The 20,663-nt window shown below is 73.4% G+C and carries 19 protein-coding genes; 11 read left to right on the forward strand and 8 right to left on the reverse strand.

The window, feature by feature from the left end:
* Positions 1-81 precede the first annotated feature (81 nt).
* From OG764_RS33640 to OG764_RS33655, 4 genes are all read left to right on the forward strand, one after another.
* A complete protein-coding gene (locus OG764_RS33640; protein ID WP_328972105.1) occupies positions 82-726 on the forward strand; it encodes a carbonic anhydrase in 645 nt (214 codons plus the stop codon).
* A 59-nt stretch (positions 727-785) separates the two neighbouring features.
* Positions 786-1,256 carry a cyanase gene (cynS, locus tag OG764_RS33645; protein WP_328972106.1) on the forward strand — a complete coding sequence of 157 codons (471 nt, stop codon included), beginning with the start codon at positions 786-788 and terminating at the stop codon, positions 1,254-1,256.
* A gap of 170 nt (positions 1,257-1,426) precedes the next feature.
* Positions 1,427-2,056 (forward strand): TetR/AcrR family transcriptional regulator, encoded by a 630-nt coding sequence (locus OG764_RS33650; protein WP_328972107.1) that lies wholly within the window; start codon positions 1,427-1,429, stop codon positions 2,054-2,056.
* Entirely contained in the window at positions 2,053-3,024 is a 972-nt protein-coding gene (locus OG764_RS33655) for an SDR family oxidoreductase (RefSeq protein WP_328972108.1), read from the forward strand. Before OG764_RS33650 ends, OG764_RS33655 begins: the two co-directional genes overlap by 4 nt.
* Positions 3,025-3,093: 69 nt before the next feature.
* Here OG764_RS33655 and OG764_RS33660 read toward each other — a convergent pair whose 3' ends face one another.
* The 4 genes from OG764_RS33660 to OG764_RS33675 form a co-directional block, all read right to left on the reverse strand.
* Positions 3,094-4,317, reverse strand: a complete 1,224-nt coding sequence (locus OG764_RS33660) for a serine hydrolase domain-containing protein (RefSeq protein ID WP_328972109.1) — start codon at positions 4,315-4,317, stop codon at positions 3,094-3,096.
* 85 nt (positions 4,318-4,402) lie between these two features.
* Positions 4,403-5,353, reverse strand: coding sequence for a nucleoside hydrolase (locus OG764_RS33665; protein ID WP_328972110.1), 951 nt, complete (start codon positions 5,351-5,353; stop codon positions 4,403-4,405).
* Positions 5,354-5,650: 297 nt separating this feature from the next.
* Positions 5,651-6,718 (reverse strand): M4 family metallopeptidase, encoded by a 1,068-nt coding sequence (locus tag OG764_RS33670; RefSeq protein WP_328972111.1) that lies wholly within the window; start codon positions 6,716-6,718, stop codon positions 5,651-5,653.
* 176 nt (positions 6,719-6,894) lie between these two features.
* Entirely contained in the window at positions 6,895-8,325 is a 1,431-nt protein-coding gene (locus tag OG764_RS33675; protein ID WP_328972112.1) for an aminotransferase-like domain-containing protein, read from the reverse strand.
* A 255-nt stretch (positions 8,326-8,580) separates the two neighbouring features.
* Between OG764_RS33675 and yczE the strand changes: the two genes are divergently transcribed.
* Positions 8,581-9,249, forward strand: a complete 669-nt coding sequence (gene yczE, locus OG764_RS33680) for a membrane protein YczE (RefSeq protein ID WP_328972113.1) — start codon at positions 8,581-8,583, stop codon at positions 9,247-9,249.
* 97 nt (positions 9,250-9,346) lie between these two features.
* On the opposite strand, the gene OG764_RS33685 is transcribed toward yczE, so the two are convergent.
* A complete protein-coding gene (locus OG764_RS33685) occupies positions 9,347-10,180 on the reverse strand; it encodes a S1 family peptidase (protein WP_328972114.1) in 834 nt (277 codons plus the stop codon).
* Between the two features lie 194 nt (positions 10,181-10,374).
* Here OG764_RS33685 and OG764_RS33690 point away from each other — a divergent pair, with 194 nt between their 5' ends.
* Positions 10,375-12,024 (forward strand): carboxylesterase/lipase family protein, encoded by a 1,650-nt coding sequence (locus OG764_RS33690; protein ID WP_328972115.1) that lies wholly within the window; start codon positions 10,375-10,377, stop codon positions 12,022-12,024.
* Positions 12,025-12,170: 146 nt separating this feature from the next.
* On the opposite strand, the gene OG764_RS33695 is transcribed toward OG764_RS33690, so the two are convergent.
* Positions 12,171-13,091: an alpha/beta hydrolase gene (locus tag OG764_RS33695; RefSeq protein WP_328972116.1), complete on the reverse strand. Its 921-nt coding sequence runs from the start codon at positions 13,089-13,091 to the stop codon at positions 12,171-12,173.
* A gap of 258 nt (positions 13,092-13,349) precedes the next feature.
* Between OG764_RS33695 and OG764_RS33700 the strand changes: the two genes are divergently transcribed.
* From OG764_RS33700 to OG764_RS33715, 4 genes are all read left to right on the forward strand, one after another.
* Positions 13,350-13,928 carry a YdeI/OmpD-associated family protein gene (locus OG764_RS33700; RefSeq protein WP_328972117.1) on the forward strand — a complete coding sequence of 193 codons (579 nt, stop codon included), beginning with the start codon at positions 13,350-13,352 and terminating at the stop codon, positions 13,926-13,928.
* A gap of 425 nt (positions 13,929-14,353) precedes the next feature.
* Entirely contained in the window at positions 14,354-14,842 is a 489-nt protein-coding gene (locus OG764_RS33705; protein ID WP_443056262.1) for a MarR family winged helix-turn-helix transcriptional regulator, read from the forward strand.
* 113 nt (positions 14,843-14,955) lie between these two features.
* Positions 14,956-16,512 (forward strand): DHA2 family efflux MFS transporter permease subunit, encoded by a 1,557-nt coding sequence (locus tag OG764_RS33710; protein WP_328972119.1) that lies wholly within the window; start codon positions 14,956-14,958, stop codon positions 16,510-16,512.
* 482 nt (positions 16,513-16,994) lie between these two features.
* Positions 16,995-18,269: a tannase/feruloyl esterase family alpha/beta hydrolase gene (locus OG764_RS33715; RefSeq protein WP_328972120.1), complete on the forward strand. Its 1,275-nt coding sequence runs from the start codon at positions 16,995-16,997 to the stop codon at positions 18,267-18,269.
* Positions 18,270-18,333: 64 nt separating this feature from the next.
* Here OG764_RS33715 and OG764_RS33720 read toward each other — a convergent pair whose 3' ends face one another.
* Together OG764_RS33720 and OG764_RS33725 are read right to left on the reverse strand one after the other, a co-directional pair.
* Complete coding sequence (locus tag OG764_RS33720; RefSeq protein WP_328972121.1) at positions 18,334-18,786, reverse strand: hypothetical protein; 453 nt, start codon at positions 18,784-18,786, stop codon at positions 18,334-18,336.
* A gap of 113 nt (positions 18,787-18,899) precedes the next feature.
* On the reverse strand, positions 18,900-20,174 hold the full coding sequence (locus tag OG764_RS33725) for a phage baseplate protein (RefSeq protein ID WP_328972122.1): 1,275 nt from the start codon (positions 20,172-20,174) through the stop codon (positions 18,900-18,902).
* A 176-nt stretch (positions 20,175-20,350) separates the two neighbouring features.
* On the opposite strand from OG764_RS33725, the gene OG764_RS33730 reads away from it, so the two are divergent.
* Complete coding sequence (locus OG764_RS33730) at positions 20,351-20,647, forward strand: DUF6225 family protein (RefSeq protein ID WP_328972123.1); 297 nt, start codon at positions 20,351-20,353, stop codon at positions 20,645-20,647.
* Positions 20,648-20,663 lie beyond the last annotated feature (16 nt).

The raw sequence follows: 20,663 nt of genomic DNA on the forward strand, positions 1-20,663 counted from the left end.
GGTCGTGCATGGTGGATCTCGGCAGCAGCCCTCCTCGGGGCGACAGCGGCCGACATCCCCACTTCTCCGAAGGGAGTGACCGTGCACAACCTCGCCGAAGGCGTCCGGCGGTTCACCCGGGACGTGTTCCCCGCCAAGGCGGAACTCTTCGCCCACCTGGCCGGCCACCACCGGCCGACGACCCTGCTCATCGGATGCTCCGACGCCCGCGTCGTGCCCGAGCTGATCTGCGACAGCGAACCCGGAGAGCTGTTCGTGATCCGCACCGCGGGCAACCTCGTACCGGCCTACACGCCCGTCGCCGACGGGATCGCGGCGAGCATCGAGTACGCCGTCGCCGTGCTGGGCGTCCGCGACATCGTGGTCTGCGGGCACTCCGCCTGCGGAGCGATGACCGCCCTCGCCGAGGGCACCGACCTGAGCGGCGCGCCCGCGGTCGCCGACTGGCTCCGGCACGCCGACGCCTCCCGAGCCCGCACCGCCGGAGCGGGCGCAGGCGCCGGGACAGGCTCCGGCACCGACCCGGCGCACGGTGCCGGCCGGGTCGACGCGCTGGTCCGCCAGAACGTCCTCGCACAGCTCGTCAACCTCGCCACGCACCCTTCGGTCGCCCGCGCCGTCGCCGCCGACGCGGTCGCCCTGCACGGCTGGGTCTACGACATCGGTTCCGGCGCCGTCGAACGGCTCGACCCCGTCAGCGGCCGCGGCACCGCCCTGGTGGGCTGACCCGCCGACGCACCTCCCTCCCCTTTCCCGTTCCACCTCTCCGTACGAAGGAAGTCCTCATGCTGCACGCCCAGTTCGACCCCACCGCCCGCCAGACGCTCGCCGCGGCCGCCGTCGAGGCGAAGACCCGCAAGGACCTGTCGTGGCAGCAGATCGCCGACGCCGCCGGCTTCTCGGTCGCGTACGTCACCGCGGCCGTGCTCGGCCAGCACGCCCTGCCGGCCGACGCCGCGCAGGCCGTCACCGCCCTCCTCGGGCTGGACGAGGACGCCGCGCTGCTGCTCCAGGCCATCCCGACCCGCGGTTCGATCCCGGGCGGCATCCCGACCGACCCGACGATCTACCGCTTCCACGAGATGCTCCAGGTCTACGGCACGACACTGAAGGCCCTGGTGCACGAGGAGTTCGGCGACGGCATCATCAGCGCCATCAACTTCCGCCTCGACGTGAAGAAGGTCGCCGACCCCGACGGCGGCGAGCGCGCGGTCATCACCCTGGACGGCAAGTACCTGCCGACCAAGCCGTTCTGACCCGACCCCGACCCCGCCCCCGACCGCGCCCCCGCCCCCGACCGCCCTCCAGCCTCGGCCCGCCCGGCCCGTTCCGCCCCCGCCGGAGCCCCGGATGGCGGCGCTCCCGCCCGGATGCTTTAATGAATGAACAGGCATTCATTAATTCGACGAGGCGTGGAGGAGCGGTCGTGGCACGTCCCCGAGGGGTCGAGGACGCGGTGATCCTGCGGGCCGCCGTCGAGGTCATGGGCCGGGTCGGGCCCACCGGGCTGACGCTGGCCGCGGTGGCACGCGAAGTGGGGCTGGTGCCGGGCACGCTCGTGCAGCGGTTCGGGTCCAAGAAGGGCCTGGTGCTCGCGGTCGCCGAGCAGTCGGCCAGGGAGGCGGACGGGCTGCCCGGGCGGGCGCGGGAAGGCGGCGCGTCGCCACTCGACGCGCTCGACGCCCTGCTGGTGCGGTCCGCCGCGCCGATGGCCACGCCGGAGAACTTCGCCAACCATCTGGCCTTCCTCTGTGCGGACCTGGCCGACCCGGAGCTGCGCGAGCACGCCCTCACCGTGCACCGCGCGCAGGGGCGGGCGATCGAGGCGCTCCTGGCGGAGGCGGTCGCGACGGGCGCGCTCCGCGCGGGCGCCGATCCCGTCGCCCTCACCGAGTCCGTCCAGGCGGCCACCGCGGGCGCGGGCCTGAACTGGGCCCTCGACCGGCAGGGCACACTCGCCGACCGCATCCGGCGCGAGCTGTCGCGCGTACTCTCCCCGCACCTCCCCCCCGCACCGGACCACCGCCACCCGCACGACGAGGGGACCTGCCGATGACCGCACACGCACCCCGCGACCCGCACGCTCCCGCCGGTCCGCACCCGGACACCACCGCGGATGCGGACGTACGGCCGCTGGCCGGCCGGGTGGCGCTGGTCGCCGGCGGCACCCGGGGCGGCGGGCGGGGCATCGCCGTCGAACTGGGCGCCGCCGGCGCGACCGTCTACGTCACGGGCCGCAGCAGCGCCGCCGGGCGCTCCGACCTGGACCGACCGGAAACCATCGAGGAGACCGCCGCGCAGGTCACCGCGGCGGGCGGCCTCGGGATCCCGGTCCGTACCGACCACGGCAACCCGGCCGAGGTCCGGGCCCTCGCGGACCGGATCGCCGCCGAGCAGGACGGCCGGCTCGACGTACTGGTCAACTCCGTATGGGGCGGTGACCCGTTGACCGACTGGGACCACCCGCTGTGGGAGCAGGACCTCGACACCGGTCTGCGACTGCTGCGGCAGGCCGTGGAAACGCACGTGATCACCAGCCGCTTCGTCCTGCCGCTCCTGGTCGCGCGCCGGTCCGGACTGGTCGTGGAGGTCACCGACGGCAACACGGCCCGCTACCGGGGCTCGTTCTTCTACGACCTTGCGAAGTCGTCCGTGATCCGCCTCGCCGTCGCACAGGCCGCCGAGTTGAAGCCGCACGGCGTCGCGGCCGTGGCGCTCACCCCCGGCTTCCTGCGCTCCGAGGCCCTGTTGGAGCACTTCGGCGTCACCGAGGCCAACTGGCGGGACGGCGCGGCGAAGGACCCGCACTTCGCCCACTCCGAAACGCCCGCGTACCTGGGCCGGGCCGTCGCCGCGCTCGCCGCCGACCCGGCCGTCATGGCGAAGTCCGGCCGCGCGCTGGCCACATGGGACCTGTACAAGGAGTACGGGTTCACCGATGCGGACGGCACGCAGCCGGACTTCGCCGCGCACTGGGCGGACAGCCTGGAGGCGGAGTACGGGCCGCTCGGCGACCCGCTGTGAGCCCTTCGGGCCGTACGGGCGCCCGGCTCCCACTGCTTCGCCGCAGGAGCCGCGCGCCCGTCTGAGCGACTACGCCAACGGGTGGTCGGGCGCCAGGGCCGCCGCGATGCGCTCGGCGATGGTCTGCGCCGTGTTGCCGTCGGGGGAGTCCGGGCCGAGCGTCGTGGAGACCGCGATGGAAAGGCCCTCGGCCGGGTGGTAGGCCTGCAGGGCCGCGTAGCCGGAGAACGACGGGTTCGTCAGGATCCAGCCGTTCTTGATGATGACCCCCAGACCGAAGTGCGCTTCCGGCGTCTGCGGCAGGCACACGGTGTCGGGGCAGTCGGGCCCGGGCGTGCCGAGGCCCACGGTGCCGGGGTCGAGCATCACCTTGTAGCTGCGCTTCGTAAGCAGCTCACCCGTGCCGATGGCCTCCGCAGAGCGGGCCAGGTCGCAGATGTGGCTGGTGAGGACCGCGCCCGGCGCGGTGGTCCAGGACGGGTTCCAGAAGGTGGACTCCTCGTACGTGCCCCGGTCGCTGGTGAAGGCGTGCAGGACGGGCGTGGGGATGTCCGGCGTGAAGCTGTTCCGGGTGTTGCGGAGGTCGAGCGGCCCCATGACGCGGCGCTGGAGCAGCTTGTCCAGACGCACCCCGGTGATCTTCTCCAGGGCCGCGCCGAGGAGCACGAAGTTCGCGTGCGAGTAACTCCAGTTGGTGCCCGTCTCGTACCAGAGGGGGTGTGCGGTGGAGAACCCGACGACTTCCTGCGCCGTCCACTGCTTGAACGGCTCCGCGGCGAGGATCTCCAGGAAGTCCGGGTCCGTGACGTAGTCGTGCAGGCCGGACGTGGAGGAGCCCAGCATGCGCAGGGTGATCTCGTCGCTGTGCGGTACGTCGGGCAGCCAGCGGTCGATCGTGTCGTCGAGGCCGACCTTGCCCTCGTCGACCAGCTGGAGCAGGACCTGACCCATGTAGGCGATCCCCACCGAACCCGACCGGAAGTGCATGTCCGCGGTGGCCGGGACGCCCGTCATGGACTCGCCGAGCGCCCCGGTCACGACCTCCCGGCCGTGGCGGTCGACCCGCACCAGGACCGCGTTGAGGTCCATCTCCTTCTGCGCCTTGCGGGCGATGTCGAGCGTCTTCTTGGCCTGGCCGCGGGTGGGTCGGGGGGAGGCGACGCAGTGCCGGGCGTGCGCGTCGTCGGTGCCCGGGGCGGCCCCGGCGGACGCGGTGGCGACGCCCGCGGTGGTCTGGAGGGTGGTGGCGATCAGGGCGGCGGCGCACAGGAGTGCGGTCCGGGTGCGAGTCATACGGGCACTATGGGGTGATTCGTACGTCACGCCGGCCGTCGAGCGGCAACACTCCGTGCGACACCCCGTCCGGGGGACGGCACGCTCACCCGCCTGCCACCCGGCCGCCGAGCGCCGCGACCGCGTCCACCACCCGCGACCAGAACAGTTCCTGGTCCAGGCCCACCGCGACCTGCGCGTTCACCGGACGGTCCAGATAGCCGTGCAGGTCCACGACGGTCGCCCCGCGCGTGTACTCGCCGCGGAGTTCCACCGCCACACTCGCCTCCACACACCGCACGATCTTCGGGTCGAGGACCCTGGCGACCGCTACCGGATCGTGCACGGGCGGGTTCTCGAAACCCCACAGCCGGCGGTAGGTGCCCGCGAAGTACGTCATCAGCTCGGCGCAGACCTGCCCCAGGCCGCTGCCGAGCGCCTCGAACCGGGCCAGCACCTCCGGGGTGGCGAGCGCCTGGTGGGTGACGTTCAGCCCGCACATGGTGAGCGGGACACCGCTGCGGAAGACGATGTCCGCCGCCTCCGGGTCCGCGTGGATGTTGAACTCGGCCGCCGGGGTCCGGTTCCCGCGCTCCGTCGAGCCGCCCATCAGCACGATCTCGCGGATCCGTGCGGCGTCACCGGGGTGACGGGTGAGCAGCAGGGCGATGTTGGTGAGCGGCGCGGTGGGGACGAGCGTGACCGGCTCGGGGTGCTCGGCCAGGATCCGGTGGATGAGGTCGACCGCGTGCTCTGGCGACACCGGCACGGTGGGCTCGGGGAACTGCGGCCCGTCCAGGCCGGATTCACCGTGCACGTCGTCCGCGACCGCCAGCGGTCGGACCAGCGGGCGGTCGCATCCGGCCGCGATCGGCACATCGGTGATCCCCGCGACCGTGCACACCCGGCGGGCGTTGAGGGTCGTCTTCTCCAGCGTCTGGTTGCCCGCCACGGTGGTGATGGCCAGCAGGTCGACGGCGGGGTCGCCCGCCGCCAGCATGATGGCGAGGGCGTCGTCGTGCCCCGGGTCGCAGTCGATGATGATCGGAACGGGCAAGGTCACTCCTCCGCGGCGGGGACACCGGACCGCCAGTCTGCCCCGGCGTGCGCTCGGCCATCCAGAGGGCCCCCGGCGAGTCGCCGCGGCCGCATCGGGGCACCGCCGGTACGGACGTACTCCGCGCGGTCGCGGCGACACCGGCACCTCGCGACGGCAGCGCCGACGGCGCGGCCTGCCGCGAGGTGCGCCCCGCCGCGAGGTGCGGCTCGGCGCGGTGACGCCCGCCGCCCGCCGGCCGCCCGCGGGCGTGCGGGCGTACGAGCCGCGGGCGTACGGCCGTAACCGGCGCAGGAGTTACCCGAGCCCCGGTATCTGCCGGGCCGCGAAGGCCGCGCGGACGGCGGCCGCCGCGCTCGCCCCGTACATCCGCCGGGCCGTCTCCACCGTCGTCAGGGCCGCGTCCTGGAAGCTCGTGTCCGCGCGGAAGCCGAACTGGGCGTTGACGATGATCCGGTCGGCCGTCCTGGCGCCCAGCGCTCCGCGGATGTCGAAGAGGGCGCGGGACCAGATCTCGCCGTCCGCGTGGACCTCGCCGGTGCGGTCGGCGTACACCTTGGTCCCGTCGATGCGGCGCAGGCAGTGCGGCGCCGGGCTGTACGGCACCGAGTCCCAGTCGGCTACGCAGGCCGGGTCCGCGGCGGCCGGCCACCCGTACGAGGCGGCCGCGTGGGTGCCCACCGCGACGGCCAGGTAGTCGCCGAACGCCTCGCCGATCGCACCCGCCTCCGGCGATGTGCCGAAGCCGGGGACCTGTGCGTCGTGCACCGCGTGCCCGTACTCGTGGACGATCACCTCGGCGTCCTCGGCGTCGTCCACCCCGCCCTTGCCGAAGCGGATCTCGCGCTTCTTGTCGGTGAAGAAGGAGTTGTCGGAACCCCACTGGTTGATCCGGACGGGCTGCGGCCGGTCGTTGGCGCCCGGCAGCTCGGTCCCGAAGCCGAGGCCCTGCAGGTACTCCTGCGACTCGTTGACCCAGAAGTAGGCCATGACCTGCTCGAACTGGTCGTCGGCCCGGTCGTACGAGCCGACGTCCGCGAGCCTCGCGGACGCGCCGGTGTCCGAGCGGACGTACGCCCACCGGCCCGACAGCGTGCCGCTGCCGTCGAGGTTGCGCAGCGCGGCCGTGGCGTACGCGGACGCCGGCACGGCGCCGGCCGCGTCCTTGCCGTCGACGAGGCTCTGGTCACCCGTGGACTGGACGGGGTTGACCATGAACAGGCGGGCCTGCGGGAGCCCGGCCGCGGCCCCGGCCGCCGGAGCGCCGGAACCCGCGGGGAGGGCCGACACCGGACCGGCCAGGGCGAGCAGCGCCACGGTGGCGGTGGCCGAGGCGATCAGGCCGCGGGATGAGCGGCGAGTCATAGACGTCCCTCTCGTAAGGAGCGGTGAATGGCGTGATGCGGCCGCGATCCTCGCGCACGTCCACCCCCTTTGACCAGGCCTCGGAGTGACCTGTATCCGGTGACGCGGCACCGGTGTCCGGTACTACCGGAATGCGGTGCCGGGCCCGCCGTTCCGTGCGCCTCCGCGTGTCCGTTTCACGGGCGGCAGGCGGTGGCGAGGGTGGCGGCGATGCGGTCGAGCGCGGCCGGGGGCGGGGTGAAGGGGACGCGGAGGTAGTGGGCGAGGGTGCCGTCGACGGCGTAGCGGGGGCCCGGCGCGAGCTCGATCCCGGCGGCGCGGGCCCGGGCGACGGCGACGTCGGCGCGGGTTCCGGTCAGGCGCAGCCACAGGACGAGGCCGCCGTCCGGCGCCGTGAACCGCCAGAGACCCCCGTCGCTTTCGGGCCCCGCGGCCCGGCTCCCCGCGCGAGGTCCGTGCGCGCCGCGAGGTCCGTTTGCTGCGGCCAGCAGGCCGGCCAAGTGGTCGCGCTGGACGCGTAGTTCGGTGCGCCGGCGCTGGAGGAGCGGCTCCAGGTCCGCGAGGAGTTCGACGGCCACGAGCTGTTCCAGCGGCGGCGCGGACAGCGGCTCGTACAGCGGGTGCAGCCGGAGGGCGTCGATCAGGGCCGTCTCCGGACTGCGGATCCATCCGACCCGCAGTCCGCCCCAGACCGATTTGCCGGCCGAGCCGATCAGCACGGCCCGCCGGATCCGCCGCGGCCAGCTGGGCTCGGGGGCCAGGTGCAGGTCGCGCATGGTCTCGTCCGCCACTACGGTCACACGGTGCTCGGCGGCGGCCACGGCGACGGCCTGCCGGGTGCGGGCGTCCATCAGCGCACCCGTCGGGTTCTGGAAGTCCGGCACCAGGTAGGCCAGTCCACCGCGTGCCGCGGCGAACGCGGCGACCAGCTGCTCGGGGTCCCAGCCGGCCGTCTCGACGCGGATCCCTGCCAGGCGGGCTCCGGCCTCGCGGAGCACGGCGATGGCCCGAGGGTAGGTGGGGTTCTCGACGGCGGCGACCCGGGGCCGCAGGTGCGCCGCCAGCAGGGCGAGTGCGGCCCGGGCGCCGGAGGTGACGAGGATCTGCTCGGGCCGGGTGGCGAGGCCCTGCCGGGTGTACCGGTCGGCGACGGCCGCCCGCAGGTCCGGCAGGCCGGCGCCCGGGTAGCCGTCCTGCGCGAGCGCGGGACCGGCCAGTGCCACCGCGCGTGCCACCGCGTCGAGATAGCCGGCCCGCGGGGCCGCGGGTACGGCCTTGCGCAGGTCGATGGAGCCGGCGTGGCCGCTGGCCGACAGCGGCGCGATCGGCTCGGCCTCCTGCGGCGGCAGTCGTACGGTGCTCGCGCTGCCGTGTCGGGTGTGCACCCAGCCCGCGTCCCGCAGCCGGGCCAGCGCCGCGACCACCGTGCCCCGGCTGATGCCGAGTCCGGCGGCGATCCGGCGCTCGGCGGGCAGCGCGCCGCCCACCCGCAGCCGGCCGTCCAGCACCGCTTCCCGCAGGGCGCCGTCCAGCGACCCGACGAGCGGCACGCCGGGCCGCTGCCAGTCACCCAGCGCCCTGACGAGGTGCTCTTCGGAGATCCGCATCGGTCCAGTCTGCCGCAAGTGGACTAGGACGCGGCGCGGTCCGCCCCCCTAGCGTCGAGCCGGGCCGCAGGGTCCCGCAAGGGCCGGCCCATCACCGTCACACCCCTACCTCTGGAGTATCAGATGACCCGTACCCCGGCTCCGGCTCCGGTCCCGGCCTCGGCTCCCTGGCAGAACCCGACCCCAAGCCCGGCCCCAAGCCCGGCCCCGACGTCGACCCCGACCCTGACACCGGCCCCGGGGCAGAGTCCGGCCGTGCTCCCGTCCCGGCGGTCGCGGGTGCCGGTGCCCGATCTCGGGTGGCTTCCGCTGCGGGAGCGGCCCCTGCGGCGGCTGCCCCAGCTGTTCATCGGCCTCGGGCTGTACGGGTTCAGCCTCTCGGTCATGGTCCGCGCATCCCTCGGGGTGAACCCGTGGAGCGTGCTCTACGAAGGCCTCGCGCGCCACGTTCCGTTGAGCTTCGGCACGATCAGCGCGGTCGTCGGCGTCCTCGTGCTGCTCCTGTGGATCCCGCTGCGGCAGCGGCCCCGGTTCGGCACCTTCGCCAACATCGCCGTCCTCGCGGTCTCGGCCGATCTGGGGCTCCTCCTCATCCCCGAGGGCCTCGGCCCGGCAGCCCGTACCGCCCTGCTCGTCGCCGGGGTGCTCCTCAACGGCCTGTCCATCGCCGTCTACGTCGGAGCGCGCTTCGGCCCCGGCCCGCGCGACGGGCTGATGACCGGGGCGGCGGCGAGCACCGGGCGCTCGATGAGGTCCGTCCGTACCCTCATAGAGATGACGGTGCTCGCCGCGGGCTGGCTCCTCGGCGGCGGCGTGGGAGCCGGCACGGTGCTGTACGCGCTCGCGGTCGGACCGGTCACGCAGTACTTCCTGCCGTGGTTCGCCTACCGCGGCCCGGCGCCCCGGCGCCCCGGCAAACCTTGACCGCAGACGCCGAACCGAACCGAACCGAACCGAGCCGCGACCGCGACCGCGGACGCTGATCGCCACGGCCACGGCTACGGTTACAGGTCGGCTACGGCTACGGCTTGGGAAGGTTGCAGCCGGGGCGGTTGAGGTCGATCTTGTTGCCCGGGGCGATGCAGGGGACGATCGTGTAGGTCTCCTGCCCGTAGTTGATGCCCGGGCGGACCGTCACGGCGCCGTTCTGGTCGACCTCGCACGGGTTGTTGTCCGTGCAGCGCCCGCCGTCCTCGTTGCCCGTGTTGTTCACGGCGACGACCTTGCCGGTGGCCGTGTCGATGACGGGCGAACCGGAGGTGCCTCCGATGGTGTTGCAGGACGAGGTGTAGCGGACCGAGTCCTTCCAGGTCCACTCGCCTTCGAGCAGCCGGTAGGCGAACCCGTCGATGTTGCAGCTGTACGTGCGCTTCCAGTAGCCGGATACGACCTTGATGGCCGTGCCCTGCACGGGGTGGGCGTCGTTCAGGGTGAGCGCGCTGATGCCGTACTGGCTCTGGATCTGCGCGTACGTCTTGGTCAGCTGGTAGATCGAGACGTCGGTGTCGGTCATCGTCGCGTACGAGATCTTGCTGGCGCGCAGGGTCGCGACCCTGGAGCCGGACGCGTTGAGGAGCGAGAACGAGCGGTTCGAAGCCTGGTCCTTGATCACCTCGCCGGCCGCGGGGAAGCCGGTCTCCAGGCAGTGGCCGTTGGACAGGACGAGCGCGGGGTCGCTCGGCTGGGAGCCGGGGGCGCGCACGACCGAGCCGGAACAGTTGCTGAGCGCGACCGTGCCCGCGTACGTCACCGCCACCGCGGACGCGCTGTCGCGGGGTGCTGATGCCAGGGCCGGTCCCGCTGCCGCTCCGACGAGGAGCAGGGAGAAGAGGGCGCTGGCGAGAGGCTTGTTCATGTGGGGGTTCCCCTCTGAATGCCGACACAACCGAAGATCCTCCGATTGTCATGTGCATTGTTGGGACCCGAGGGGCAACTGGCAAGAGGGCAAGGCGCGTTGGCCGATTGCAGCACTGCGGGCCTGTTCCGGGCGTTCATGCTGGCCGGATCTGTGTGCGCCCGCCGGCGGCGGCGTCGCTACTGTTCGGTCCCATGGCTCACTCCCGAGGCGGCGATCCGCTCGTGGTGGAACTCCCGGCGGGGCGCCTGCGCGGCGGCCTCGAAAACGGTGTCGCCGTGTTCCGGGGCGTCCCGTACGCGGTGCCGCCGACCGGCCCCCTGCGCTGGCGGCCGACCCGGCCGCACGCCGGCTGGCCGGGCATCCGGGACGCCACGGTGGACGGCCCCAGCTCGCCCCAACCCTGGGTGGAGGGCGGCGACGCCGTGCTCGGCGGGCACGGCGCACCGCCGTTCGACGACGACTGCCTGACCGTCAACATCTGGACACCGGCCGCCGATACGGCCCGCCGCCCGGTCCTCGTGTGGATCCACGGCGGTGGCTTCGTGACCGGGTCCGGCTCCCTGCCCCACTACTCCGGCGAGGCCTTCGCCCGGAGCGGTGGCGTCGTGGTCGTCACCGTCAACTACAGGACGGGCCCGCTGGGTTACTTGTACGTGGGCCCCGGGGGCTCTGGCGGGTCTGGCGGTTCTGGCGCTACGGGCGGCTCCGACGGGCCGGGCGGTCCCAGCGGTCCCAGCGGTCCCAGCGGTCCCGACGGCGCGGATGGCGCGGACGGCGTGGAGGCCAACTTCTGGCTCGGGGACCAACTCGCCGCCCTGCGCTGGGTGCACGACAACATCGCGTACTTCGGCGGGGATCCGGACACCGTCACCGTCGCCGGGCACTCCGGTGGCGCCCTCTCGGCGGCCGCGCTCGCCGCCCACCCCGACGCCCGCGGGCTGCTGAAGCGGGTGATCCTGCAGAGCCCTCCCCTCGGGCTGGACCTGCCCGGCACCGCGGCCTACCGGGAGCGGACCGACACCTACCTCGAACTCGCCGGCGTCAAAACCGTCGAGGAACTACGCGCGCTGCCTTGGCAGTTGCTGATCGAAGCGCTCGGCGGACTGTTCGAGCGGACCGGGCGGTGGGGCCACTGGCCGATGCCGGTCCTGCCGGTGCTCGACCCCGAGACCCTCCCCCGTCACCCCGCCGAGGCGCTGCTGCACGGCCAGGCCGCGGCCAACGTCGACGTCATGATCGGCTGGACCCGCGAGGAGGCGAACTTCCGCTTCGCGCTGGACCAGGCGCACGCCGACGCGACGCGCGAGCAGGTCACCGACCGGATCGCGGAGACCTTCGGCGCGGCGGCGGCCCCCGCCGTGTACGCCGTGTACGAACGCCACCGCCCCGGCGCCCGGCCCGCCGATGTGGTCATGGACCTGATCACCGACGAGGTCTTCCGGGTCCCCGGCGACGGGCTCGCCGAGGCGCGGGCCGCCCTCGGGCATCCGGTGTGGGCGTACGAGTTCGGCCTCCGCACCCCCGCGCTCGGCGGCCGGCTCGGGGCCGCGCACTGCCTCGAACTACCCTTCGTCTTCGACAACTTCGACCGGTGGGCGCACGTGCCCTTCCTCACCGGGATCGACCCGGCCGCCCGCGACCGCCTGACCCGTGCGATGCACCGGGCCTGGATCGCGTTCGTCCGCACCGGCGACCCCAACCACCCGGACCTGCCGCTGTGGCAGCGCTACGACACGCCCGCGCGCACCACCATGCGCTTCGACACCCGTACGGCCACCACCCCCGACCCCGTCGGCCCGGCCCGCCGCCTGCACGCGCAGCGAGAACGCGCCAACGGGTAGCGCGTGTAACCCCTAGGGGGAAGCGCGCGGCGCCGCCCGGCCGCTGCGGACCGGCTCGATGGGCCCGCACCCCCTGCTGCGCCCACCTCCGGGGTCCCCCGTACCCCCCTTACCTCCGGGCTCGGATCCCCGCGTCCCCCGGCTCCTCAGGGCTTCAGGCGGTCGGCCAGGAAGGTCACGCTCTCGGCGATGAGCAGTTCCATGTCGGGGGAGCCGAGGAAGATGTGGTCGGCGCCCTCGACGGGGCGGAGGACTACCGTGCCGCCGGCTGCTGCGAGCGCTTCGGCGAGGGTCTGGCTCTGGCTGTACGGGACGAGGCCGTCTTCGGTGCCGTGCATCAGCAGGAAGGGCGGCGGCTGCGCGCCCGCGGCGTACGTGACGGGGCTCGCGGCCCGCGCCCGCTCCACCCGCTGCTCCTCGGTACCGCCGAGCAACGCCTCGTATGGGTCGGGGAAGTCGAAGCCGGGCGGCATCGGCGGCAGGGGGTGCGAGAGCAGGGGGACGAGGTCCGACACCCCGTACCAGTCCACGACGGCCCGGACGCCGGTGTCCCCGGAGCCGACCCCCTCGGACCCGTCCCACTCCGCCCCGGTGAGCCCCGCGAGTGCCGCCAGGTGACCGCCCGCGGATTCGCCCCAGACGGCGATCCGGTCCGGGTCGACGCCGAGGGCGCCGGCGTGGGCGCGGATGTAGCGGATCGCGGCCTTCACGTCGTGCAGCTGGGCCGGGAACGGGGCCTCCAGGCTGTGCCGGTAGTCGATCGCCACCAGCGCGAGCCCGGCCGCCAGAACGCTCCGGTGCAGGAGGCCTTCGGGCACGGTCGGCGGCGGGTAGCGCCGGTCGCCGTCCAGCCAGCCGCCGCCGTGGATCCAGACGACGGCGGGGAACGGCCCCTCGCCGGCGGGCACGTGGACGTCGAGCAGCCGGGGGCGGAAGCCCGGGGTCGTCGCGTAGGTGATGCCCTCGTAGCGGCGCCCGCCGTCCTCGGTGGGTACGGGGGGCACCGGGGCCCGGTACGCCGGGGGCGGCCAGCCGGTGTCCGTCCCGGCCGGAGGGGATTGCGTCATTGCGGGTCCTTCCGTGCGGCGGGGCCCGCTCGGGGGGCCCATCGAGTGTTCCTGTTGTTCCTCTTGTTCCTCTTGTTCCTCTTGTTCCTGTGTTCCTCGTGCACCTTCCCCGGTGACACGTGTAAGTCGGGACTGTATGAGGCGTTCGCAGTCCCCACAAGGCTGTCGGCCGGCCGGATTTCCGTCCGGCCGGTCAGTGGGCGGGCGCGGTGCGTGCGCGTCGGGGCGGTGTCGGTGGCGGACGTTAGCCTGAGGCGCATGGAGCAGCTGGACGGAGTGGAGATCGTCGCCTTCGAGGACGGCGCGGCGTTCGAAGGTTGGCTTGAGGAGCACCACGCGCGGGGGGAAGGGGTGTGGATCAAGGTGGCGAAGAAGAAGTCCGGCATCCCGAGCGTCACCGACGGCGAACTCGTCGACATCGGCCTGTGCTACGGCTGGATCTCGGGCCAGCGGCGGTCCCTCGACGACCGGCACTACCTCCAGAAGTACGTACCGCGTCGGCCGCGCAGCCTGTGGTCGCAGGTCAATGTCGACAAAATCGCCGAACTGACGGCTGCCGGCCGGATGCGCGAGCCGGGGCTGGCGGAGGTGCGCAAGGCGCAGGAGGACGGCCGGTGGGCCGCCGCGTACGCGTCACAGAAGACGGCCGAGGTGCCGGCGGACCTGGCGGCGGCGCTGCGGGAGCGACCGGAGGCGGCGGCGGCCTTCGAGGCGCTTGACCGGAGCGGGCGCTACCAGGTGATGCTGCCGTTGCTCCAGGCGGTCAAGCCGGAGGTGCGGCGGGGGCGGTTGGAGCGGGTCGTGCGGGGGCTGCTCGCGGGCGGCCCGGCCGGCTGACCGTGACGCGCCCGCTGTGTCGATGCCCTGAGGTGCAACGTCCAGCCCGGCCGGCTGACCGTGACGCACCAGCTGTGCCGGTGCCCTGAGGTGCAACATCCAGCCTCGCCGGCGTTTGAGGCGCGGGTCCGGGCGGAGCCCGGGACCCGGCGGAGCCGGGTTGCAGTTCTGGGGCTCCGCCCCAGACCCCGCGCCTCAAACGCCGGCGAGGCTGAGGGTTCGCCTCCAGTGCCGGCGAGGCTGAGGGTTCGCCTCCAGTGCCGGCGTGGCTGAGGGTTCGCCTCCAGCACCGGCGGGGCTGAAGGTTCGCCTCGAGCGCCGGAGGCGCTGGAGTAGACCCGCCCCCACCGCCCGCCGGATGGCAAATCGTTTGGATCGGGACTATCCGGTCGCTGACGTAGTCTGGGGGTATGACGACATCCGGAATGGCTGCGCCCATGCCGCAGCGAGCGGTTCGGGACCTCACCGGGCTGCTGGTCCAGGCCGCTCATGCGATGAACACCCGGCTGGCGGTGGCCCTCGCGGAGATCGAGAGTTCGCCGCGTGCGCACTGTGTGCTGCTGCATGCCATGGAGGCGGAGCGGACCCAGTCGCAGCTCGCCGAGATCGCCGGCCTCGACAAGACGACCATGGTGGTGACCACCGATGAGCTGGAGCGGGAGGGGCTGGCCGAGCGCCATCCGTCGCGTACGGACCGCCGCGCCCGGATCATCGTCGTCACCCCCGCGGGCGCCGAAATGGTCCGCAAGGGCGTGGAGATCGTCGACCGCGTGCACGCGGAGGCGCTGGACGGGATGTCCGCGGGGGAGCGTCAGGTGTTCATCGACGCGCTGACCCGGCTCGAACACGCGCCCGTCCCGGAAGCCGCCGCAGGCGACAAGCCGGTGCGCCGCCCCCGCCGCCCCCGCGTGTAACAGCGGAGGCGGGCGGTCCACATAATTACTCCTGAAGAAAACCGTCTACTACAAAACTATCCGCTAGAGTCTCTCTTGTCGCACCGCGCCCCCGGTCCCAGGAGAGACTTGCAATGTCCGATACGTACCGTTCTGCGCCCCACAACCCCCGTTCGCGCTGGTGGGCCCTGGCCGTCATCTGTGCCGGGATGCTGATGGTCATCCTGGACGGGTCGATCGTCACGGTGGCCCTCCCGCCCATCCAGCGCGACCTGGGCCTCTCCTCCGCCGGGCTCACCTGGGTCGTCAATGCCTACGTGATCGCGTTCGGCGGGCTGCTCCTGCTGGCGGGACGGCTCGGCGACCTGATCGGCCGCAAGCGGATGTTCCTCGCGGGGCTCGCCGTCTTCACCGCCGCCTCGGTGCTGTGCGGCCTGGCCGCCGACGCGCCGATGCTCCTCGCGGCCCGTTTCCTCCAGGGCGTCGGTGGGGCGATGGCCTCCGCCGTCGGCCTCGGGATGATCGTGACCCTCTTTCCGGAACCTGCCGAACGGGCCAAGGCCTTCGGTGCGTTCGGGTTCGTCGGCGCCGCCGGCGCCTCCCTGGGGCAGGCCCTGGGCGGGGTGCTCACGCAAGGGCTGAGCTGGCACTGGATCTTCTTCGTCAACCTGCCGATCGGGGTGGCGGCCCTCGCCGCCGGAGTGCGGCTGCTGCCCGCCGACCGGGGGCTCGGACTCGCCGCCGGAGCCGACGCGCTCGGCGCGCTGCTGGTCACCGCCGGTCTGATGATCGGCGTCTACACCATCATCGAAGCCGGACCGCACGGCTGGGCCTCGCCGTACACCGTCGGCTACGGCGCGCTCTCGGTCGCCCTCCTCGCCGGCTTCGTCCTCCGTCAGGCCCGTACCGCCAAGCCCCTGCTGCCGCTGCGGATGTTCGCCTCGCGCACCGTGTCCGCCGCCAACCTCGTCCAAATGCTGCTGCTCGCCGCCCTGTTCGGCTTCCAGGTGCTCATCGCGCTGTACATGCAGAACGTCCTGCACTACAGCGCCGCCCGTACCGGCCTGGCGATGCTGCCCGCGGCGCTGACCATCGGGGCCGTCTCGCTGTTCGTCTCCGCCCGGGGCATGGCCCGCTTCGGCGAGCGCGCCGTACTGATCGCCGGACTGGCCTTCCTCACCGTCGGCCTCGGCCTGCTCACCCGGCTGCCGGCGGGCGGCGCGCACTACGCCGTGGACCTGTTGCCCACCATGATCTCCGCCGGAGGCTTCGGCCTGGCCATCACCGCGCTCACTTCGCTCGGAATGTCCGGGGCCCGCCCCGACGACGCCGGCCTGGCGTCCGGCCTGTTCAACACCACCCAGCAGGTCGGCGCCGCCCTCGGCGTCGCGGTCCTCACCATGCTCGCCGGCTCTCGCACCGAAACCCTCCTGGCCGCGGGCTCGGAGCAGTCCGTCGCCCTCACCGCCGGTTTCCGCCTGGCCTTCGGCACCGGCACCGGCCTCCTCGTCGCCGCGCTGATCGTCACGGTCCTGGCCCTGCGAGGCGGCACCCCTTCCGTCCACGCCGAGCCGTCCGCCCCGGCTGAGTCTTCCGCCACTTCCACCCCTTCCATCCCGCCCGCCTCTGCCGGCCCCACCACCCCCGCGACCTCTTCCGCCGCCACCCCGCCCGTCCCCGTACACATCTGACGGACCGGCGGCCCGAAGGCCCAGCAGCCTCTCGGGCAGACCGCCCGGCCGTGCGGGCCGTCGACCTTTCCCAGGTCGGCGGCCCGCACGGCCGTTCGCGTGAGGTCTACCCGGCCCCGACTTCTGGACCTTCCAGCTGATCGACACCACCGTCTACCTGGTGCTCGCGCTCGCCCTCGTCGTCCTGACGGCCGTGGTCCTGCGCCGCCGCACGCACCTGGTGTGAGCCCCCGGCCCGCCCGCCGCCACTGCCCCCGATCCGCAGCCCGATCCGCAGCAAGATCCGCGCCACCGAATCCGCCTCCGCCCCCGTGACCACACGGCCCGGCCCGGCCCGTCCCGCCCCACCCGGCGGGGCGGAACGGCCTGCCGAAGGTCATGTGCCCTCCGGCCGACGACCTCTGGCCGGAGAGCACTTACCCCTCACCGCCCGCCGTTCCTAGATTTCGAGGTGTCACGCCACCCACCGAGAAGAGGGCGTCTTGCTCCGCCACCTCGCCATCGCACCGCTCCTGCTCGCCACCGTCCTCGCCGTCCCCGCGGGCGCCGCCGCCCGCCCGGAGTGCACCGACGTCCGCGTCCCCGGCGCCGAACACGCCGTCTCCGCCTGCCTGGCCGACCTGACGACCACCGGGACCGTGCCGGGCGGGCACACCGATCCCGCCGACTGGGCGGGCCTGGAGGCCCCGGGCACCGTCACGCCGTCCGGCGTTCCCGGCGTGCAGGTCGACGGCTACTTCCCCGACACCTCCACCACCAACACCAACCACGGCTGGCACCACGACAGCCAGTTCGTCATCCGGCTGCCCGAGCGGTGGAACGGCGGCCTCGTCGTCGCCGGCCCGCCCGGTGTCCGCGAGCAGTACGCCAACGACCGGATCATCAGCGACCAGGTCCTCGCCAAGGGGTACGCGTACGCCGCCACCGACAAGGGCAACACCGGCCCCCGCCTCTACACCGACGGCGACCGGCCCGGCGACGCGATCGCCGAATGGCACCACCGGTTCACCCAGCTCACCATCGCCGCCAAGCGGGCCGCCGTCAGCCACTACGGCCGCGCCCCGCGCACCACGTACGCCGCGGGCCTGTCCGCCGGCGGGTACCTCGTACGCTGGCAGCTGGAGCACCGCCCCGGCCTTTACACCGGCGGCATCGACTGGAACGCGCTGACCTTCACCCGCCAGGGCAGCCTCCTCACCAGCCTGCCGCCCGCGCTGCGCGCATATCCGCGCCACGCCGCCGGAGATCCGGGCGCCCGCGCCGAGCTGCTCGCGGCCGGCTACCCCGCGGGCTCCGAGGCGTTGTGGGCCCACCACCACAAGAACCAGTGGGACTTCCTGCAACGGGTGCTCCGCGAGGAACTCGACCCCGGCTACGACGGCGCCGCCGAGGCGGGCACCCCGTTCTGCGCCGAGGGCACCGGCGCCGGCTGCGACACCGACTACGACTTCGCGGCCCGCCCCCGCGCCGTGCACCGGGCGGTGGAACGGATCGCGCTCACCGGCCGGATCCGCCGCCCGCTCATCAGCATCCAGGGCACCCTCGACGTCCTGACCCCGCCGGCTGCCTTCGGCGACGTGTACGCCCGCATGGTGACCGACGCCGGATGCGGCCGCCTGCACCGCTACGTACGCGTCCCCGGCGGCACCCACACCGACGGCTTGGTCCCGGTCGCCCCGCAGACCCTGCGGCCCATGCTCGGCTCCTTCGTCGCGGCGTTCGCCGACCTCGAACGCCGGACCCGCCGCACCTCCTGACGGCGCGCGGACCGCTCCGGCCCGCCCCGAACCCGTCCGCGGGTCCGGGGCGGGCCGGTGGGCGTCAGTGCCAGATCGTCTGGACCGAGTCGAACTGCACCCAGGTGATCGGGTTGCCGGTGTTCGCGCCGTAGATGCTCAGGGAGCCGGCGGTGTTGACCTCGAAGCGGCAGGCGTTGATGCCCTGGCTGTTGTTGCGCGGCGCGGTGGCGCGTACCACCGAGACGGGCTTGAGGCCGGCCGGCAGCGTGGCGATCTTGAGGTCGGCGGTCAGGCTGCACGTCACCGCGCCCCGTGCCTGGAGGAACGCCGTGCCGGCGATGGTGACGATGCGGACCTGCGGGGTGGCGCCGGCCTGGGCGGTGATGCCGGGTTCGAGGACGAGGTCGGCCCAGTCGCCGGCCTCGACGCCCCCGGTCGCGGCGGCGGCCGGGGTGGCGGCGGACACGGCGCCCACGGTCAGGGCTGCGGGCAGGGCGAGGGCGGCACCGAGGATGCTGCGGCGGTTGTGCGACATGTTCGGACGTCTCCTTGACGAAGCCGGAGGGAGGGAAGGGGAAGAGAAGGCCCAAGACGATGCGGGGCCGGGCGAGGCGACGCCGGGCGGTGCGAGTCCGGGCCGGGCGGGTGTCAGCGCCAGACGGCGCTGAAACTGTCCAGCTGCGCCCAGGTGATGGCGTTCGTGGACCGTCCGCCGTACAGCCGCAGCTCGCGGCTGGTGTCGGCCTCGACACGGGCCGCGCAGTAGCCGGCGCTGTTGTTGCGCGGCACGTTCGCGCGGACCGGCAGACTCGGCGTCAGCGCGTCGGGCAGGGTGCCGATCACCGCGTCTGAGTCGAAGGTGCCCTTGACCCCGCCGCTGAGCTGGAGCGTCGTGGTCCCGGCGATGCTGATCAGCCGGCCCTTCGGGGCGCTCTGGTCGGCGGTGACGCCGGCGGCGAGCGCGATCGGCTGCCAGTCGGTGAGGACCTTGACGCCGTCGATCTCGGGCGCCGCGGACAGCGACAGGATGGTGGCGGTGCGCGGGCCCGGGTCCTCGCAGGCGAAGCCGAAGTGCAGGTGCGGGACGCCGGCGCGCACGGACACGGCCATGCCCTCGGGCTCGCGGTACTCCAGGCCGGGCGCCGCGGTCACCCGCTGCTGGTCCAGCACCGCGCCGGTGGCCCACTCCACGGCCGTCAGGTACGTGTTGCCCGGCGGCGGGTTGTCGGGATTGTCCGCGGCGATGGCCTCGCCGGCCAGCATGTAGAGGACGCCGCCGAGGGACGCGTACCCCTGGAACACGCCGTTCGGGCTGGGCTGGGCGATGCGCGCGAGCGGCTCCCACACGCCCGCCGCGGCCTTGGCCAGGTCGTACGACTCGTACTTCATGCCGCCGGAGGAGAAGCGCACGACGAGCCTGTTCAGGGTCGGGTCGATGGTGCAGGTGACGTTGGTGGCGCCGGTGACGGGCGTGTACGGCGCCGCGTGCTGGGCCGAGCCGTAGTCCAGGACGGTGCCGGTGCGGAAGGCGAAGTGGGTGATCGCCGTGCCGTAGCCGTCGTTGTCCTTGTTCGGCTGCGAGGCGGTCTCCGTCCACAGGTACGACGCCCCGGCCCGGTTCTCGACGGCCATCGACACGCCGTGGCCGAAACCGCGCAGGTACATGAAGCCCGTGACGGTGCCCGCCTGGTCGAGCCGGGTCACGCACAGGTCCCCGTTGGTCGCCCGGACGGTGCCGCTGACCGGGCCGGACTCGCCCGCGAGGGTGAGGCCGCCCTGCACGACCTGCGCCACGAAGACCTCGCCGGTCACCGGGTCGATGCCGAACGACTGCATCACGGTGGAGTTCTTCAGCGGACGGCGGTGGAGCAGCTTGCCCACCGGCCCGGCTATGTCGATCTGTCCTTCGATGGTGACGCTCAACCCCGAGACCCCTTGTCGCCTTTGTCGCTTTTCTTGACATGCCAAGAAACGGAGCGCGCTATTCTGCCAGAGCCGCCGAGGAGGCCCGGCGGGGGTGTCCCCGTTGGCGGAATCCTCGCGTCCGTCACTCGGCGCGGCGCGGTCGGCGGCGCTTCTCCCGCCTTTACTGTCGGCGCATGTCAGACACGTTCGAACACGAACCGCAGGTATGGACCGCCGGCAGGCTGCGCGAGGTGCTCGCCGGGCTGCCCGACGACACCCCGCTCCACGTCGGAGTCTCCGACACCCCCGGCGACTTCGAGGGCTACGCGGAATACGTCCTCGTGGACGCCGAACCGGTGGAGGTGGACATCGACGGCGACGACGGTGACGGCGACGCAGGAGGCGGGGGCGGCGGAGTACCGGCCCCGCGGGTCCAGTTCACCCTGTTCGCCGACGCCGCGGCCGGCGTCTACCACCTCGACCTGGACTGACCGCGGGCGTCCCGCC

Origin of the sequence: Streptomyces sp. NBC_00239 (assembly GCF_036194065.1) — a bacterium.
Lineage (GTDB): Bacteria > Actinomycetota > Actinomycetes > Streptomycetales > Streptomycetaceae > Streptomyces.

Bases quoted from the DNA above. Each gene is read 5' to 3' on its own strand.
- OG764_RS33730 (WP_328972123.1), top strand. From the start codon at position 20,351: ATGTCAGACACGTTCGAACACGAACCGCAGGTATGGACCGCCGGCAGG.
- OG764_RS33690 (WP_328972115.1), top strand. From the start codon at position 10,375: ATGGCTCACTCCCGAGGCGGCGATCCGCTCGTGGTGGAACTCCCGGCG.
- OG764_RS33685 (WP_328972114.1), bottom strand. From the start codon at position 10,180: ATGAACAAGCCTCTCGCCAGCGCCCTCTTCTCCCTGCTCCTCGTCGGA.
- OG764_RS33705 (WP_443056262.1), top strand. From the start codon at position 14,354: ATGGCTGCGCCCATGCCGCAGCGAGCGGTTCGGGACCTCACCGGGCTG.
- OG764_RS33675 (WP_328972112.1), bottom strand. From the start codon at position 8,325: ATGCGGATCTCCGAAGAGCACCTCGTCAGGGCGCTGGGTGACTGGCAG.
- OG764_RS33655 (WP_328972108.1), top strand. From the start codon at position 2,053: ATGACCGCACACGCACCCCGCGACCCGCACGCTCCCGCCGGTCCGCAC.
- OG764_RS33660 (WP_328972109.1), bottom strand. From the start codon at position 4,317: ATGACTCGCACCCGGACCGCACTCCTGTGCGCCGCCGCCCTGATCGCC.
- OG764_RS33695 (WP_328972116.1), bottom strand. From the start codon at position 13,091: ATGACGCAATCCCCTCCGGCCGGGACGGACACCGGCTGGCCGCCCCCG.
- OG764_RS33720 (WP_328972121.1), bottom strand. From the start codon at position 18,786: ATGTCGCACAACCGCCGCAGCATCCTCGGTGCCGCCCTCGCCCTGCCC.
- OG764_RS33670 (WP_328972111.1), bottom strand. From the start codon at position 6,718: ATGACTCGCCGCTCATCCCGCGGCCTGATCGCCTCGGCCACCGCCACC.
- OG764_RS33700 (WP_328972117.1), top strand. From the start codon at position 13,350: ATGGAGCAGCTGGACGGAGTGGAGATCGTCGCCTTCGAGGACGGCGCG.
- OG764_RS33710 (WP_328972119.1), top strand. From the start codon at position 14,956: ATGTCCGATACGTACCGTTCTGCGCCCCACAACCCCCGTTCGCGCTGG.
- cynS (WP_328972106.1), top strand. From the start codon at position 786: ATGCTGCACGCCCAGTTCGACCCCACCGCCCGCCAGACGCTCGCCGCG.